General features: G+C 44.1%; 14 protein-coding genes. 4 read left to right on the plus strand and 10 right to left on the minus strand.

What is annotated here, in order from left to right:
• Positions 1-235 precede the first annotated feature (235 nt).
• The 4 genes from ACE1TF_RS05690 to ACE1TF_RS05705 are packed head-to-tail and all read right to left on the minus strand — an operon-like array spanning position 236 to position 4,683.
• Entirely contained in the window at positions 236-1,264 is a 1,029-nt protein-coding gene (locus tag ACE1TF_RS05690; protein WP_375015039.1) for an ABC transporter ATP-binding protein, read from the minus strand.
• An 11-nt stretch (positions 1,265-1,275) separates the two neighbouring features.
• Positions 1,276-2,937, minus strand: coding sequence for an ABC transporter permease (locus ACE1TF_RS05695; protein WP_375015041.1), 1,662 nt, complete (start codon positions 2,935-2,937; stop codon positions 1,276-1,278).
• Positions 2,938-2,954: 17 nt separating this feature from the next.
• Complete coding sequence (locus ACE1TF_RS05700) at positions 2,955-3,926, minus strand: ABC transporter substrate-binding protein (RefSeq protein WP_238544791.1); 972 nt, start codon at positions 3,924-3,926, stop codon at positions 2,955-2,957.
• Positions 3,916-4,683 (minus strand): HAD family hydrolase, encoded by a 768-nt coding sequence (locus tag ACE1TF_RS05705; protein WP_375015043.1) that lies wholly within the window; start codon positions 4,681-4,683, stop codon positions 3,916-3,918. Before ACE1TF_RS05705 ends, ACE1TF_RS05700 begins: the two co-directional genes overlap by 11 nt.
• Before the next feature lie 1,933 nt (positions 4,684-6,616).
• On the opposite strand from ACE1TF_RS05705, the gene ACE1TF_RS05710 reads away from it, so the two are divergent.
• The 3 genes from ACE1TF_RS05710 to ACE1TF_RS05720 all read left to right on the plus strand — a co-directional run bounded on the left by ACE1TF_RS05710 (position 6,617) and on the right by ACE1TF_RS05720 (position 10,061).
• Positions 6,617-8,038: an amidohydrolase gene (locus ACE1TF_RS05710; protein WP_375015045.1), complete on the plus strand. Its 1,422-nt coding sequence runs from the start codon at positions 6,617-6,619 to the stop codon at positions 8,036-8,038.
• A 19-nt stretch (positions 8,039-8,057) separates the two neighbouring features.
• A complete protein-coding gene (locus ACE1TF_RS05715; protein WP_375015047.1) occupies positions 8,058-9,581 on the plus strand; it encodes an AbgT family transporter in 1,524 nt (507 codons plus the stop codon).
• A 273-nt stretch (positions 9,582-9,854) separates the two neighbouring features.
• Positions 9,855-10,061, plus strand: coding sequence for a hypothetical protein (locus ACE1TF_RS05720; protein ID WP_375015049.1), 207 nt, complete (start codon positions 9,855-9,857; stop codon positions 10,059-10,061).
• Between the two features lie 40 nt (positions 10,062-10,101).
• Here the strand turns inward: ACE1TF_RS05720 and ACE1TF_RS05725 are convergent, their stop codons facing one another.
• The 4 genes from ACE1TF_RS05725 to ACE1TF_RS05740 form a co-directional block, all read right to left on the minus strand.
• Entirely contained in the window at positions 10,102-10,326 is a 225-nt protein-coding gene (locus tag ACE1TF_RS05725; protein ID WP_375015051.1) for a hypothetical protein, read from the minus strand.
• Positions 10,327-10,423: 97 nt separating this feature from the next.
• The gene (locus ACE1TF_RS05730; protein ID WP_375015053.1) at positions 10,424-11,479 is read right to left on the minus strand and encodes a M56 family metallopeptidase; all 1,056 of its coding nucleotides are present in this window, start codon (positions 11,477-11,479) and stop codon (positions 10,424-10,426) included.
• Between the two features lie 9 nt (positions 11,480-11,488).
• Positions 11,489-11,848 (minus strand): BlaI/MecI/CopY family transcriptional regulator, encoded by a 360-nt coding sequence (locus ACE1TF_RS05735; RefSeq protein ID WP_375015055.1) that lies wholly within the window; start codon positions 11,846-11,848, stop codon positions 11,489-11,491.
• Between the two features lie 198 nt (positions 11,849-12,046).
• Complete coding sequence (locus tag ACE1TF_RS05740) at positions 12,047-12,286, minus strand: hypothetical protein (RefSeq protein ID WP_375015057.1); 240 nt, start codon at positions 12,284-12,286, stop codon at positions 12,047-12,049.
• Positions 12,287-12,495: 209 nt separating this feature from the next.
• Here ACE1TF_RS05740 and ACE1TF_RS05745 point away from each other — a divergent pair, with 209 nt between their 5' ends.
• Positions 12,496-12,684, plus strand: coding sequence for a hypothetical protein (locus tag ACE1TF_RS05745; protein WP_375015059.1), 189 nt, complete (start codon positions 12,496-12,498; stop codon positions 12,682-12,684).
• A 1,717-nt stretch (positions 12,685-14,401) separates the two neighbouring features.
• On the opposite strand, the gene ACE1TF_RS05750 is transcribed toward ACE1TF_RS05745, so the two are convergent.
• Together ACE1TF_RS05750 and ACE1TF_RS05755 are read right to left on the minus strand one after the other, a co-directional pair.
• A complete protein-coding gene (locus tag ACE1TF_RS05750; RefSeq protein WP_375015061.1) occupies positions 14,402-15,049 on the minus strand; it encodes a hypothetical protein in 648 nt (215 codons plus the stop codon).
• Positions 15,050-15,125: 76 nt separating this feature from the next.
• Positions 15,126-15,722 (minus strand): hypothetical protein, encoded by a 597-nt coding sequence (locus tag ACE1TF_RS05755; RefSeq protein ID WP_375015063.1) that lies wholly within the window; start codon positions 15,720-15,722, stop codon positions 15,126-15,128.
• Positions 15,723-15,779: the final 57 nt, after the last annotated feature.

Genomic DNA, 15,779 nt, shown 5'->3' on the forward strand with positions numbered 1-15,779 from the left:
TTTTAGATATATAAAATCCCACATAGACAGGGTCTATGTGGGATTTTAATTATTGATATGTCGTTATTTAGCAGGAATCCCCACATTGAAAGGTTATATCCTCACATAGACGGTTTTACGATGGGATCAATTAAGATCAATACACGACTTGTTGCTGGAATCCCCACATAGACCGGACCTCGTGATTCGTGCTATTTTTCTCTGTGACCACTTCTAGCGGTGGCGGCGCGTTCTACTAATCTATAAAATGCAGATGCGTGGGATGGGACAGTCGGATGTCCATATCTCTTTTTATGTTTTCTTTTCTAGCGTCTACGAGCAGCTCAAGTTGTCCGATTTGGACGGAGCATCTCGTGTAGCTACCATGATAGACGGTTTTTGTAATTCTGCCATGGATCGGTCCGTCTTCGGTCACTTCAAAGTGTTCTGGACGAATGACGAGTTTGGATTTGGCATCCAACCCATTGACGTTTAATTGAAACCCTTCTTCTTCTATTGCCTTGAATACACCGGCTTCGACCGTACCTTCAATAATGTTCGCATAGCCGACGAAGTTGGCGACGAATTCGTTGGCCGGTTGTTGATAGACCGTGCTCGGGTCATCGAGTTGTTGCACGAGACCACCGTCGAGAACGAGAACACGATCCGAAATGCTTAATGCTTCATCTTGGTCGTGGGTGACAAAGATGATGGTAAGGTTCAGTTCTTCTTTTAATCGACGAATCTCATCTCGCATGTACGCACGTAAGTTGGCGTCCAAGTTGGAAAGCGGCTCGTCCAATAGGAGCACTTTCGGCTTAAGAACGAGGCAACGGGCGATCGCTACACGTTGTTGTTGCCCACCGCTCAGTTCGCTCGGCTTGCGATCGGCGTACTCGTGCAAATGAACTTGTTGGAGCGCTTCTTCAATTCTCGTGCGGCGCTCTTCTTTCGTGACTTTTGCAATCTTTAACCCGTATTCGACGTTTTGGTAAACCGTCATGTGCGGAAAGAGGGCATAGTTTTGAAACACCATGCCGGTCTCCCGTTTTTCTGGGGGCACGCCATTCATAGACGCCCCACTTATGACAATCTCCCCTGACGATTGATCGTGAAATCCACCGACGATGCGGAGCAATGTCGTTTTCCCGCTACCACTCGGGCCAATAAACGTAATGAGTTCGCCTTGTGCGACGTCTATTGAAATGTCTTTGAGCACCGTCGTGTCGCCAAAAGACTTTTCGATATTTTCAATGCGAAGCAACGTGTTCGTTTGATCTGCCATATTCGCTCTCCTTATGCTGACGTATTCGCTCGACGTTCAATGAATTTAATTAAGCCCATGCACAAAATGACAATCACTATCAAAATGAAAGACATGGCGGACGCGCGCCCGATCGCGGCTTGATCGGCTAAGTTTAAAATATAGACAGCCGCAAGGTTTGTTCCTGGCGCAATTAAGAAGATGACGGAACTAACACTCACCATGGCGGTCATAAACGTGTACACAAACCCCGACATAAATGCTGGCGTGAGGAGCGGCAGTACGACTTTTCTAAACGTACCGACCGGGCCAGAACCGAGATCAGCCGACGCTTCTTCCATCGAAGAATCGAGCTGTTGCAGCTGACTAATCCCCGACTCTAAACCGACACCAATCTTTCTAAACGCCATGTTCATGACGAGCAGCAACACGGTACCTGTTAAGAAGAACGGCGGTCCGTTGAAAATTAGTACATAACCAATCCCCATAACAGTTCCTGGAACGGCAAGTCCAAACAGCGCAATAAATTCCATTAATTTTTTTGCTGCCATATTTTTACGAACAGTGAAGTACCCTTGCAAAATCCCGAGTCCTGCAGCGATGAGCGCCGCGAAGAACGAAACAATCACACTGTTCCAAATGTATCCCCAGCCGGTTGTGTCAGAGAAGTGGTCTAGCGTGAACGTGTTGTTCACACCGATGATTTGCACAAACGCACTTAGCACGACCATCGCAAACATAGCGACGATAAAAATAGCCATCAGCGTACTCATAAAAACAACAACCGCTTTGACGACTGGATTTAGCGGGTTATTCTCTGTAGAGTTATTGATTGAAGCCGTTTCATGATCTTTAAGTATATACGTCTGGAATAAAAACACGAGCAAGCTCGGAATAATTAGAAACACACCGAGTACCGCGGCCATCTCCAAGTTTTGTTGACCGATCACTTGAAGGTATGCGGATGACGCAAGGAACGGGGTTCCCCCACCGATGATGAGCGGATTCGAGAAATCAGCGAGTGCCATCACGAAAACGAGCAACCCAGCTTTTAAAATCGCCGTCCCGGCAATCGGTAGTGTGATGGAGAAAATCGTTCTTCCTTGGGTTGCACCCAAATCTTGCGACGCATGCTCTAAGCTCGGGTTCACGGAGCGGAGCGAACTTTCAATCATCATGTAAGCAATCGGAAAATAGCCGAGCACTTGAGCAATGACGACGCCCCAAAATCCGTAAATGCTTAGTTCTAGCCCGAACCAATCGTTCATCACATTGGACACAACACCGTTACGACCAAAAAGAATGATGAGCGAGAGAGCGAAGATGAACGGTGGTGCAACAAGTGGGAGAAGCCCAATTCCTCGATATACTCTTGAGATTGGACTTCTCGGTGTTCTCGTGACATACAGAGCAAACGGAATGCTGATCATTAAAATGACTGATGTTGAGATCAGACCTGCTGAAACACTGTTCGTTAAGGCTTCAATATGATTGCTCGTTGTAAAGAAACGTGTATAGAATTCTAGCGTCAACCCTTGTCCTGATCCGATTCCGAAACTGCGCAGAAACACTGCCAATACAGGAATCAGTATAAAAAGAAGCAAGCAAGCAGCAATGATGAATGCTGCCACTTTAAAGCCCGCTCCCATTTTTGACACAGAGTTCACGGTCGATGTCTGCTGTTTACCAGCCATTGATTCCGCTCCTCTCTTTAATACCTTTCCTGCCATTCTTCCATAATGCGGTCGCGGTTTTCTGCTGCCCAAACGGCATCATAGTCAATGAAATCAAATTCTTGGTCGTCTTCACCGATGCCAGGTTTAGTTACCATTGAGCGATGTTCGGCTGCAACTTCCATGCCTTCGTCAGAACCGATAAAATCAATGATTTTTTCAGCTGCTTCTTGGTTTTCTGTACCTTCAAACATGAAGACAACGTCCAAGTCATAGCCAACACCCTCTTCTGGGATGATGTAGTCAATCGGGTACCCTTCATCAATCCGGTCTAACACCGCTTGGTCCCATGAGATGCCGATTGCATATTCACCTTGGGCAACCATTTGCACTGGCGCTGAATGCGACTGCACATACTGTGCAACATTGTCATGAAGCTGATCGAAATACTCCCAACCTTCTTCTTCGCCAAGCAGTTGGAACATGGTCGATACGAAAAGGAACGCTGTTCCTGACGTACCTGGATCAGGCATGACAATCTCCCCTGCATATTGAGGGTCCAATAGATCTGCCCAGCTTTCTGGACGGTCCAGCCCTTCAGATTCTAAGAGATCTTCATTGACCGCGACCATGTTGAACCAATACGACCATCCGTACCATTGACCGTTAGGGTCTTTGAATTCATCTGGCACATCGTCCCACGCTGGCGAATCATACGAAACGAGCATATCTTGCTCTTCAGCAATTAACGCGAAGCTGTGCAACGTTCCCCATTGCAAATCCGCACCCACATGTGGATACTCGGCATCAACACGACTCCAGCCCTCTTCACTAGACATGCGCAACACGTCTGAAGACACACCTGTCGCTTCTTCTGCCGCTGCCACAAATGCGTTCATTTCCTCTTCATCATTGTGTGTATACACCGTTACTGACTCACTATCTCCACCACAAGCTGCTAACGTCATCGCTGCAACAGGAGCGATCAACCACCGTTTTTTATTTTTCATTGTTTTCATCTCCTCCAAATAGGGCATCCTTCATAGCTGGATACGTAGTATAAATCTCATCCGCTCGACGCAAATGATGAGTTTGCGGATAAGCATATGTAACAAGACCCAATGCTCGAGCCATATCCGCATTTTTGGCCACACCCATATCTGCGTCGGTGTCCCCAATCATCATTGCACGACTCAAATCAAAATCATGATCCTTTGCCGCTTTTACAGCAATATCCGGAAATGGCTTTGAACGTTCGACTTGATCACTGCCCATGACAAAATCGAAATGGTGCTTCAAATGAAGCTGCTCCAGGTGCAAAATGGCTTGATCTTGATCATCAGCAGTAAGTACACCGATCTTCTTCCCTGCTGCTTTACAAGCAAGAATAAAATCCTCAACACCATCGATGGCTTGCATTTGATTCGTATAACTTTTTTGAACATTGATGTGTTCAACCGCTTCCATGATGGCATAAAGCGCCTCACTCCAAGGTGTATGGTTGAGGTTGTACAAACAAAACGCAAGAATCGTATATGTATCCTGCATGCTGCCAATTGCAAGCGGACTCTCGGGATCGAGACGTTTGCCATTCTCAATGCCTACAGCATGGAACGCTTGCTTCTTCCAAGAGGTTGTATCCAAAATATCCACCGTGCGACACACCTCTTCGACAACTTCATGGAGCCAAGGCATCCATATCGATGAAAAATCAATAATCGTTCCATCTTTATCAAATAAAACGGTATCGAATGACGTTGAATTCAACTGAGGGTCACTCCTTCCACTTTATTAAATTTTAATTGTTTAATATATATTATATGTTATGTAATCGACACATTTCTGTCAAAACTGAAATTATACTGTAATAGAGTTTAAAAAAGCGTATTTCCGACTCAAGAGCTTGTTACCTCCCTATAAGTGCCTTATCATCGCAGATAAGCAATATTACTCACCTGAAAGCACTGCAAGGATGATAGATCTATATAATAAATATATTTAGATTTATTAGAATTTGTTTACCTTAAGGCATTTACACGATTGCTTTCTGAAGTATTACGCGCGAAAAATCATTAACGCGACGGGCACAGTGTGATCGAGAGACAACCCTAACTGCGATCACGGCGCGGGCGCAAACCTGTGCAATTCTTGTACACTTGCGCGCAGTTTCCTAGTAAAAGGCAACCCTTATACCGCTCTCAGCAATAGTCACGCAGAAATCAAATTGGCACGCCGGGTGCGGGCAAAAAGAAGTGAACGGTGGTCACCTCCTGGCCCAATGACCGTTGCGACCTCCCTCTTTTCTATGTGACAATCTAGCCCTTAAACCGGGCACTTCAGGCGCTCAACTGTCACATATATCCCGATTTGTGACAGTTGACTCCGTTTATGTGCGCATCCACGTTTAAAATGATGATTTTTCTTTCCCAAATGTCACATAAATGAAGATTTGGGGCATTTGGGCATTTTTCCATACACCTTGGTCAATAATCAGAAACGCGAACCGATGTCGAGGGTGGAAGTGCGCCCTCGGACTCCGTACTGTAAAGAAAACACGGGGGGCGTCTTTTGCCCACCGATGTTGCACTTATAGTCTGGACTGCAACCTTCAACCCGTGATGGAAAGCAAGAACCAACAGTGCAAATTAGGGAGATCTAAAGTTGAATCTATATCACACCCCCCTCCATTTCCAAACAAAATCAAAAAGCTCAAATGCTAACGAGAGGTCGGCATGAGTCATGCCGACGACCGTTCGGTTTATCTTCGGCACCAGAGGTGCCGATGGTTGCTAGCTCTTGAGGTTTATATGTATTAATAGGTTGAGGTTCTGTATAAACACGAGCGTTCATAGATCGCCCAGTATAAGGTAAATTGCGGTGTTCTAAAGCGATCTAGATAAGTTGAACGAGAGAATTTCTTCACGAACCAATGGTAAGAGCTTGGGAATGTGGAAACTGTGCTCGAGTTGAAGCCGAACTGTTCTCAAGTTGGAGGAAATCGAAGGAAAATCGGTCTATTCTCATAAACTAGGGAACAGAATGAGCAAACTCGGGAACAGATTACCGGGTCACTTTTGCATCCTCGCCCCAAAGTACCAACAAGCTGTCGGCGCGAGCCACGCCGAACCGAGTTCGGTTTGGTTTCGGCCCCGTTGGGGGCCGACGTGTCGTTGGCATTTAGCTTGAAATCTGCGCGCAAGTTGGAACAAACTGCGCGCAAGTTTGGCGAAATCTGCGCTAAAATCGTTCAAAAGCGAAAACTTGCGCGCAGATGGAGGAAACTCGCGCGCAGAACGTTCGTTCGTCTTGGCTGTATGTGCCGCCACCTCTTCGGTAACGGGTTCAGAGAACCATCCTTTGTATTTCCTAGCCAAAAACCTAGCAAGACGTCGGCGCGAGCCACGCCGAACCGAGTCCGGTTTCGTTTCTGCCCCGGCGGGGCCGACATATCGTTGGCACTTCAGCTTGGAATCTGCGCTCCAGTTGGAACAAACTGCGCAACGAGGAAAATGTTAAGTTCATTCTATATCGATCACTAATTCCCTAGTAATTCCCCAAAAATGAGCAATCCTCGTCACCACCGGAGCTGAAAATCGTGTAAAACGATCTAGCACTCATCGCATAATAGAAAAACTTCTTCCCACCCAATGGTCGTTATGGTAGCATGGCTTTTAACGTAAACGAAGGAGGGGGATTGCCCATGTCCCGTCAGTCATTTCTAACTGAGCAGATCCAACAGAATCGCGACGCCTATGAGCAATTGGCCAAGCATATTTGGAATACACCTGAACTACGATTTGAGGAAGAGCAATCTGCAAAGCTGCTCGCAGATTACATACAAGCAGAGGGATTTACAGTAGAGCGGGGCATCGCCGGCATCTCCACCGCCTTTCGGGCACGGTTCGGCAGTGGCTCACCGGTCATTGGCTTTCTCGGTGAATTCGACGCTTTATCAGATTTAAGCCAGATTGAAAACCAACCGTCACCTGAACCGAAAGAAGCAGGCGGCAACGGGCACGGTTGCGGTCACCATATGCTCGGGACCGGTGCGATGGCAGCAGCAATCGCAGCAAGAGATTATATGGTAGAAAACGGCCTGCCTGGAACGATTGAATTTTATGGCTGTCCAGGCGAAGAAGGGGGTTCCGGCAAGACGTTCATGGCAAGAGAAGGTACTTTTGACGGTATTGATACCGCCATCACGTGGCATCCCGGATACTACAATACGGTATGGGCGTATGAGACACTCGCAAATTACCAAGTATCTTTTCGCTTTCAAGGAAAAGCGTCCCACGCAGCAGCCAGCCCACACCTTGGCAGAAGTGCCTTGGATGCGGTAGAACTGATGAATATCGGAGCGAATTATTTGCGGGAACATATCGAAGAAACGTCCCGGCTGCATTATGCGATCACAAACACCGGGGGCGTTTCTCCAAACGTCGTGCAGGCCGATGCAGAAGTTCTCTACTTGATGCGGGGAACGACGGTCAAAAAGGCAAAAGAAGTGTACGAACGTGTGCAGAAGATTGCCGAAGGTGCTGCACTCATGACCGAAACTAAGCTCGAGATGACGTTTGAGAAAGCATGCTCCAACTTCGTGCGCAACCGCACACTTGAAGACGTCATGAACAAAGAGATGCAAGCGTTTGGGGAACCGGACTACACAGATGAAGAAAAGCAGCTCGCCAAACAGTTTTACGATACGCTAAGCGAGAGTGAGATTCAGAACGCCATTGACGAAGTACGTAAAATCTCTACAAACGACGTCGCTCACGACCTTGTCGCTACGACGATTCCATCCACGCCGGACATGAAGCGTCTGTCTGGGTCAACCGATGTCGGTGATGTGAGCACGATCGCTCCAACCGTGCAATGTTACACCACATGCTATGCGTTCGGGACACCCTTCCACACGTGGCAAATGGTTGCACAAGGAAAAACATCCTATGCAATGACCGGCATGTTGTACGCCGCGGAATTAATGAGCGGTACAGCGGCAGAGCTGCTAGAAAACCCTGCCCTGATTGACCAGGCAAAAGAAGAATTACATCAAAGGTTAGATGGAACGCATTATGAATGCCCCATTCCACCAGGAATCGAACCATCTAAACTACAGAACTAACGCACCGAGGTGATTCATAATGCAGCAAGAACCGTCATCTTTGATGAATCGTTTTCTAAATCGTGTTGAATGGTTAGGAAACAAACTGCCCCATCCATTCATCTTATTTGTTTATTTTGCCATCGCCATTATTATTATTTCTTGGATTGTGAGCCAGTTTAACGTCGCTGTCGAACATCCGACGACAGGCGAAGTCATCGAAGCAAGAAGCTTATTTTCAGGTGAAGGCTTACTCTTCATGCTCGAATCAATGATTACAAACTTTACCGGCTTCGCCCCGCTCGGCCTCATCTTGACGATGATGCTCGGCATTGGGCTCGCCCAGCAAGTCGGCCTCTTTGATACGTTCATGAAAGCCACCATCATGCGGGCGCCGACAGCACTCGTTACGTATGCGATCATCTTCGCAGCCGTGCTCGGAAACATCGCCTCTGACGCCGCGATGATTATCATTCCGCCCCTTGCCGCTATGGTGTTTTATTCCCTCGGCAGGCATCCAATTGCTGGAATGTGCGCCGGATTCGCTGGCGTCGCTGCCGGGTTTACCGCCAACATCATTATCGCTGGGACTGACGCTCTGCTTGCCGGCATCACCGAAGAAGCCGCCCAGTCAATCATCCCGGAGGCTAGCGTCACACCGCTCGACAACTGGTTCTTTATGAGCGTATCCACGTTCATGGTCATCCTCGTTGTCGGTCTCGTCACCACACGGATCATTGAACCGCGCTTAGGCAAATTCGACGATACGTATGCCGAACCTGCTGTACTTGGTGAGACCGCCACCAATCCGAGCAAACAAGAAATCAAAGGCCTCATTTATGCTGTTATTGGAACCGTCATCTATTTAGCGCTCATCGGAATCGCCTTATTGCCCGAGAACTCCGTGTTGCGGGGTGAAGACGGTGATTCACCGCTTCTCTCAAACATCGTGCCGATCATTCTCGTCTGGTTTATCATCGTGTCCGTCGCGTATGGCGTAACCGTCGGTACAATAAAGAAAACAGCTGACATTCCTAACCATATGACAGAAGCAATGAAAAGCATGGTTCCTTACATCGTACTCGTCTTTGCCATTGCCCAGTTTATTGCATACTTCAACTGGACAAACCTAAGCACGATACTCGCCGTAAATACATCGGAGTTTTTAGAAGGCATCGGCTTTACCGGTCTAGGACTCATGGTCGCCTTTATCCTGCTCGCCGCCCTCTTAAATCAAATGATTACGAGCGGCTCCGCACAATGGGCGTTAATGGCTCCCGTATTCGTACCGATGCTCATGCTCCTTGGGTATGATCCTGCGTACGCCCAGCTCGCATATCGAATTGGCGACTCCGCCTCCTCGGTACTTACACCACTCAATCCGTACCTCATCATGGTACTCGGATTCATGAAACGTTACGACAGTCGCATGGGACTAGGCTCCATCATTTCTCTCATGATTCCATACGCCTTTATTCTACTCGGCGTCTGGATCTTACTGTTTATCATCTGGACACTGCTCGGCTTGCCGATCGGCCCAGGCGTAGGGATTTATTTGGATTAATGACTTCCCATCATCAGATGATGAGTTACTGCAAAAGGTAAACCAGCGTTTCGTATGTTTTAAAGAGAAAATCCCATTTAGACGATGTCTATGATGGGATTTTCTTGAATAAGGAACCCTTTTCTGTTGAAATCCCCACATTGATCGGACTCGATGATTCGCGTTAACGACAAATTTCATTGAAGTGAAGGTAACCATTTGACTTATAAAACTACATATTGTAGTTTTATAAGTGTAGCTACACACCTCAAATCAAAAAGGAGGGCTTCACCGATGAACAAAAAGCGTATCTTATCATTGGCATTTGCAACAACGCTCATCGTCGGGGTAACCGGTACTGCGTTTGGGCTTAGCCAAGATCACAACCAAGATTCTACAGTTCCACTAGATGCTCCAGAACCACCGATTCCAAACGACGAAGGCATTCACTTATATGGCACTGAAGGCGACCTTAAAGACGATCACATTTATAGCGACTAACACACAGGAACGCTGCTAAAAGCCGCGTTCCGTTGTTCGATTACTCGTTATCTTCTCCGCCGTAAAACTGTTTACTGAATGCCTCTTCTGAAATAGACGTACAATAATAACTCGTTCCCTCAATGATTTGCGCACGCACCGAGCCTTCCGCCATTAACCGCAGCAGGCTGTTTACGACTTGTTCTTGCGACCAGCCGACTAACCTCTTTCTAATCCCAACACTCGGTAAGCACATAGACGCTTTCCAAAGAACAGCCAAAACCACGTTGTACACTCCATCACCATATGTATCTTACCTTCAAAACTATGTTTTGTAGTTTAAATCCACACGTAAAACCGACGCCAAACTAGCGCGCCGGCTGTTAGTCGTTTTCAAAATTTTCATCTTTAAGATCACTCTCAACCAATGGGTCATCCGACATCTGCGTTTCTCCATCCATCCTATCCTCTACAAGTTGAGCGTCATCTGCAACTACATGAGGGTCACTTGTGTGCGCATCCGCTGCCAAACCAACCGTCGTCCCGGCAACGGCTAAGATTAAAGTGAACATCGAACCTGAAATGAGAGCGGTTCGCTGTCGCTTCCCTCTTGTTGCTAAAACCGTCTGCATTCTTCTTTCCAAGCTTTTGCGATCCTGGCTCATCGCCGCATAATGACCGTGCTTTTGATCAATGACGTTCCAGAGTACATTCAGGAGGAGCTCACAATATCTTGTACGTTCGTCCCGATTCATTTGCTTCGTAATGCTCTCGTCACACGCATACTCACCAAAACGATCAATCTCCCGTCTCGCCAGATACACGATCGGATTAAACCAATGAACCGATTGAATGATGGACAAGAGAGGCTTTGTCCATAAATCGCCGCGCTTATAATGCGTGAGTTCATGCAGAAAGATATGCTTTAATTCTTCATCACTAAAATCAAGTGACGGAAGGACAATTTTCGGTTTAAATATTCCGTAAATAAACGGAGTCGTCATGTAAGGGGATAAATAAATGGTAACTTTCCGTTTAACTTTGAGCGTTTTTTTGGCGTACGCAAGCGCAATCAGATGGGCTTCATCAAAGGATTCCTCACATGTCGTTCGCAACACCCTTGTCATTTTCACTATCCTGAAAAGGTAGACCGAGAAGAAGAGGATGGACCCCACGAGTAACACGATCGGCACGTAATTGACGAGCGTTGCTCCAACTTCGTTGCCAGTCGGAATTGAGACGGCAGGATTAGCCGGCGTGCTCATTTGAAACCAAGCATAAACCGGTACAACGAATAAAAGAAAAAGGAATAAAGACGAATAATAATGCCAAGACGCCGACAACCATTTTTGTGTCACTCGTTTCGTAAGCATCAAAATCGCCAACATGCTACTGGCGACAAGCGACATAATCCCAATGTGCACATAAAACTCCGTCATCGGTCGCACCTACTCCCGTAATTTCTTCATGAGATCTTCAATATCTTTTTTCGTTAAGTCGCCACTATCAGTAAGGGTCTGCAGAAACCCTGACACCGAGCCTTTATGAACGTCACTGATGAATTGCTTCGTCTCCAACGCGCGGTACTCTTCCTCTGTTAGACACGCATCATAGTGATTCGCACGACCCATTCGGTTCGCTTTCACAAGATCCTTCTCAACGAGACGGGCAAGAAAAGTAATCACTGTATTTTGCTTCCAGTCTTTTCCGTCAGGCAGACGCTGCAAAATCTCTGCAGTCGTAAGCGCCCCCTCATTCCGCCAAATAATCTCCATAATCTGTTTTTCAGATTGCGACATTTTCTGCATGAACCTTCACTCACTTTTCAAACGATGTATTGTCGTTCACACTACAATACATCGTTTAATCAGTCAAGGGAAAACGAGCCGTCAACAAAAGAACGAAATGGGGGTTGCTTTGCAACCCCCATGTCTTCTGAGTCTAGATCATTTCATAGAGATATATTTTTATTCTAAAGAAACCGTTTGACGAAACCCCTAGAGCAATTAATCCTCAAATGTATGATCTCCTTGAAGATCACTTTCCTCTCCAAACAAATGTCCAGCATCTTCATTTGGATCATCTGCTGGAATGTCTTCCGGAACATCACCACTTCTCTCAGTTACTTCATTGTTCACGTCCCCTACTTCCACCATATCACTATTGCTAAAACCAAGTGCAGTTCCAGCAATCCCCAGTAATAGTATGGAAGAGACACTCAGACCAATCAGTGGCTTTCTTTTCATTATGAAACACCTCTTTCAACGTTTGTTATATTAAAACTACAATACATAGTTTCATTTGTCAAAAAGCTGTTCACTTTACTTGAAGCTCACATAAGTAAAGTTACGAAGGATAATCTCGTAATCGATTTTTAATTGACAAATCAGCAAATAACTTATAACATTTAAATAACTACAAAATGTAGTTAAATATTCCAACTGGAGTGGTTACAATGAAAAAAATCGCTGTTATAAGTGCTGGAATTGGATTATTTGTTGGTGGAGGGGTCACTGCTATTACCATAGACGGGATTAATGCAAACGATAACGGCAATATAGAAGTCGTTGATCATGGAGATGTAATGGAACCAAGAGATCCAGAAAACGAAATTTTCATGGATGTGTACCCAGATGGTGAATGATTCGGTTTGGCGATAGCGAATTTGTAGCAGAACACTTATACCCTCTATGCCTATCAACTTGATCAGCCAAAGCTAAAATATATTCCTTACCGCATGAAATAAAACGAAAAACACGACTAAAAATAACGTCGGCTGAATAATTAATTTTGTACTAACTTTTTCTTCTCCTCTTTGATCCCTCCAGACCTCTACTAGACCTAAATAACAGAAAAGGCCAAATACAATCATTACTACATATGCAAGATACGTCGTCTCTGCAATCCAATATAAAATCTCTGGTCGCACTACGCCTACAATAAGAAACAGTGAGACTAGTCCAATTGCAATTCTTTTTGAGAGCTTCAATAATTGCGTCAAAAAATCACTTCCTAATAATTATCAACTAAAGCGACCCATCTTACTCAGCTTGAGTACATCACTTTATGACCATACGGCAACAGCAATTGGACACACTCACATAAAGAACCCATTGAAGAAGCCGATGACTAACATAATCCTTACAAGCTCACTTATACTCCGGATCACATCATCTCTCGTTAATAACTTATCTTCATGTCTTTTCCTGCGTACATTGATCATTGTCATCGCAGTAAAAACAAATAATAAAGTAAGAAAGGAATATAAAATCACACTACTTTTAATAAGTATCTCTAAATAATGCGGAAATGCTATGAGTGCTAATACAAATAAACTCATTACAGTTATTGACACCACAGATGCAAAATTTAATAACTTATTTAACAAGATGATGGACACCTTACATACAATATAAAACCATGTGCCATTAATGCTCATGTCCGAAACATATAGATGACAGCAACTACAATAGTTATATATACAATAGAGCCGATAATTCTTCTAATGGTTACCGTTCCGTCGCCTAACATTTCACTTGTATATTTTAAAATGGCTAAAAACCCAAAAAAAATGAAGACACCTATTACACTATATATTATATATGTTGGTAAAGTTTCAGCTAAATAATAATGCAACTCTGGCCATAGAATTATGGTTATAAGAAAAATTTATGTAAAAGATATTGAAAATTTTTTAGAAAAATTAAAAAGGGTTTCCATTAATAGACACCTCAAATTCTAATACTAGTATTTAGCATACTACTTCATTGCTATGTGTTTGTGATGGGTGAACGAATGATGGATATACCTTCATCCTATATTTTTAGTTTTAATATCCTCGTTGTAAACTTCTTTACGCCGCCCTAGAAGTCTAATTAGTTTGTGGTTTTACAACTGCGAAAGCCGATAGACTTAAAACGGTGGTTAAAAAGCGCAGATTATTAAGATGAATCTATATTATTTACCAACAATCGGTTATTGTATTGGAGTCAGAATTGCATCGTTTATATACTAAATATTTCTTAATGAAAACACTGCCGTAATGACCACTAAAGAACCCAATATAACCCCTCATCTAACTAAATTTATTACTAAGTACATTGCAGTTAGAAATAGCAACGACCTTACAACAAGTTGTGGAGTAATTTTTTCTGCTCCCATTCTTGACCTTGTAATGTCCATTATAGTAATGAACCCAAAGAATGCCGTTGTAACAATGATCGCTATACTTAGATACGTCGTCTCAGCAATTCTGTACACAACATCTGGCCATAACATAGCTGTTCCAAGAAACAATATCGTGATAATAATAAATATCGTTTTGGATATTTTCACGAGTAAATTCACTTTAACAACACCCTTCACAATCTAAAATTTGTAGCATTTTTTAGCTGATGGTGTTCAATGAATATCCTGTTTTCGTGCCTCAACTTCCTGCGAACTGTAAACACGAACAATGGTAGTATTCGTAGATTTATAACAATTTGCACCATACTAATCGCAAAAAATGATTGAGTAATTACAGAAGTTCCCCATACGACGCCGCTGCTTATCAATACATTAAATGATAAGAATGCCATTACGAGAATGAAAATATCAACAAAGGAGGCTCGGAACCAATTGTAGAGATCTGCAAACAAAGCCGCCCCATTTTTATTGTGAATAATTGCAGCATACGGATGGATAACAGCCACAACAAGAATATATAATCCCGGAATGATCAATGCGTATAAGCCAGCTACAGCTGCAATCATAAACACCAGAGAACTTCCAATTACCGGAAGTAAATATTTGAAAAAGGCTTTAATACAAACAGAAAATTGAATATTCTCATGTACAAACGACGTCGCTCCCATCATGATGAACGGAAGCTGAGCCAAGATCAAAATCGTGGCTGCTACACTTACAAACCGTCCGATTGCAACTTCAAAATAAGATCGTGAACCAACACGGATAAAGTACTCGAGAATAAATAAAGGAAGAACGATCAAAATTAATGAGGAAAGCACATTCTTTAAATTTTGATTATAGATCCTCAGTGCATTTTTTTAAACTTTCATTGATAATCGTCCTTCCTCAAAACTCTTAGCTCTTTTGTGGTTTAATAACTGCAACAGCAGGGAAGCTTAAAACAATAAACAGGTATGCAAATGGTATAAGCATCGCAGCAAAAATGATTAACATCGTGTCTGCTTCAAAATAGGAATCTAGTGCAACAGATATACCATAACTTGCTGGTCCTAAAACCGCCGAGATGATTAACACTGCCTTATAGATCTTGCCGATTAAAGGATATTGTTTTGGGTTTCTGATTGCCTTGCTTAAATATTGTCTATGCTTAAATGATAAAACAGTTGTACCTATCACTAGTATTAGGAGAAAAGAGCCTAGCCATAGAGATTGACCAAATGTCCTCCACACAGCAACCAACATGAATGCTGATGAAACGTAAAGCATAACGACTTCATGTAATATTCTGTGAAATTCGGTTTTATATTTCTTGGTTATAACATTGTACAAGGAGTAAATAAACAACCCCGCGAGGACTAATACAAATGTGATCGCAAACCGCCCATCCCACACAGGTGTTGAACTTGCAGCTAATGCTAGCACTCCTGGAACCATAGGCCATCCAAGTGTTGCTCCCGCCAAATTCATTCCTCTTTGTTGTTCCATGCCCATGATTTCACCTCATACATACCTAATATTGAGTTCTAAAAATAGAGTTATATTTTTCTG

Origin of the sequence: Geomicrobium sp. JSM 1781026, from assembly GCF_041949955.1 — a bacterium.
Taxonomy (GTDB): domain Bacteria; phylum Bacillota; class Bacilli; order Bacillales; family Marinococcaceae; genus Geomicrobium_A.

Excerpts from the sequence above, each read along its gene's own strand:
- ACE1TF_RS05690 (WP_375015039.1), bottom strand. The coding sequence starts at position 1,264 with ATGGCAGATCAAACGAACACGTTGCTTCGCATTGAAAATATCGAAAAG.
- ACE1TF_RS05695 (WP_375015041.1), bottom strand. The coding sequence starts at position 2,937 with ATGGCTGGTAAACAGCAGACATCGACCGTGAACTCTGTGTCAAAAATG.
- ACE1TF_RS05700 (WP_238544791.1), bottom strand. The coding sequence starts at position 3,926 with ATGAAAAATAAAAAACGGTGGTTGATCGCTCCTGTTGCAGCGATGACG.
- ACE1TF_RS05710 (WP_375015045.1), top strand. The coding sequence starts at position 6,617 with ATGTCCCGTCAGTCATTTCTAACTGAGCAGATCCAACAGAATCGCGAC.
- ACE1TF_RS05715 (WP_375015047.1), top strand. The coding sequence starts at position 8,058 with ATGCAGCAAGAACCGTCATCTTTGATGAATCGTTTTCTAAATCGTGTT.
- ACE1TF_RS05720 (WP_375015049.1), top strand. The coding sequence starts at position 9,855 with ATGAACAAAAAGCGTATCTTATCATTGGCATTTGCAACAACGCTCATC.
- ACE1TF_RS05730 (WP_375015053.1), bottom strand. The coding sequence starts at position 11,479 with ATGACGGAGTTTTATGTGCACATTGGGATTATGTCGCTTGTCGCCAGT.
- ACE1TF_RS05735 (WP_375015055.1), bottom strand. The coding sequence starts at position 11,848 with ATGCAGAAAATGTCGCAATCTGAAAAACAGATTATGGAGATTATTTGG.
- ACE1TF_RS05740 (WP_375015057.1), bottom strand. The coding sequence starts at position 12,286 with ATGAAAAGAAAGCCACTGATTGGTCTGAGTGTCTCTTCCATACTATTA.
- ACE1TF_RS05745 (WP_375015059.1), top strand. The coding sequence starts at position 12,496 with ATGAAAAAAATCGCTGTTATAAGTGCTGGAATTGGATTATTTGTTGGT.
- ACE1TF_RS05755 (WP_375015063.1), bottom strand. The coding sequence starts at position 15,722 with ATGGGCATGGAACAACAAAGAGGAATGAATTTGGCGGGAGCAACACTT.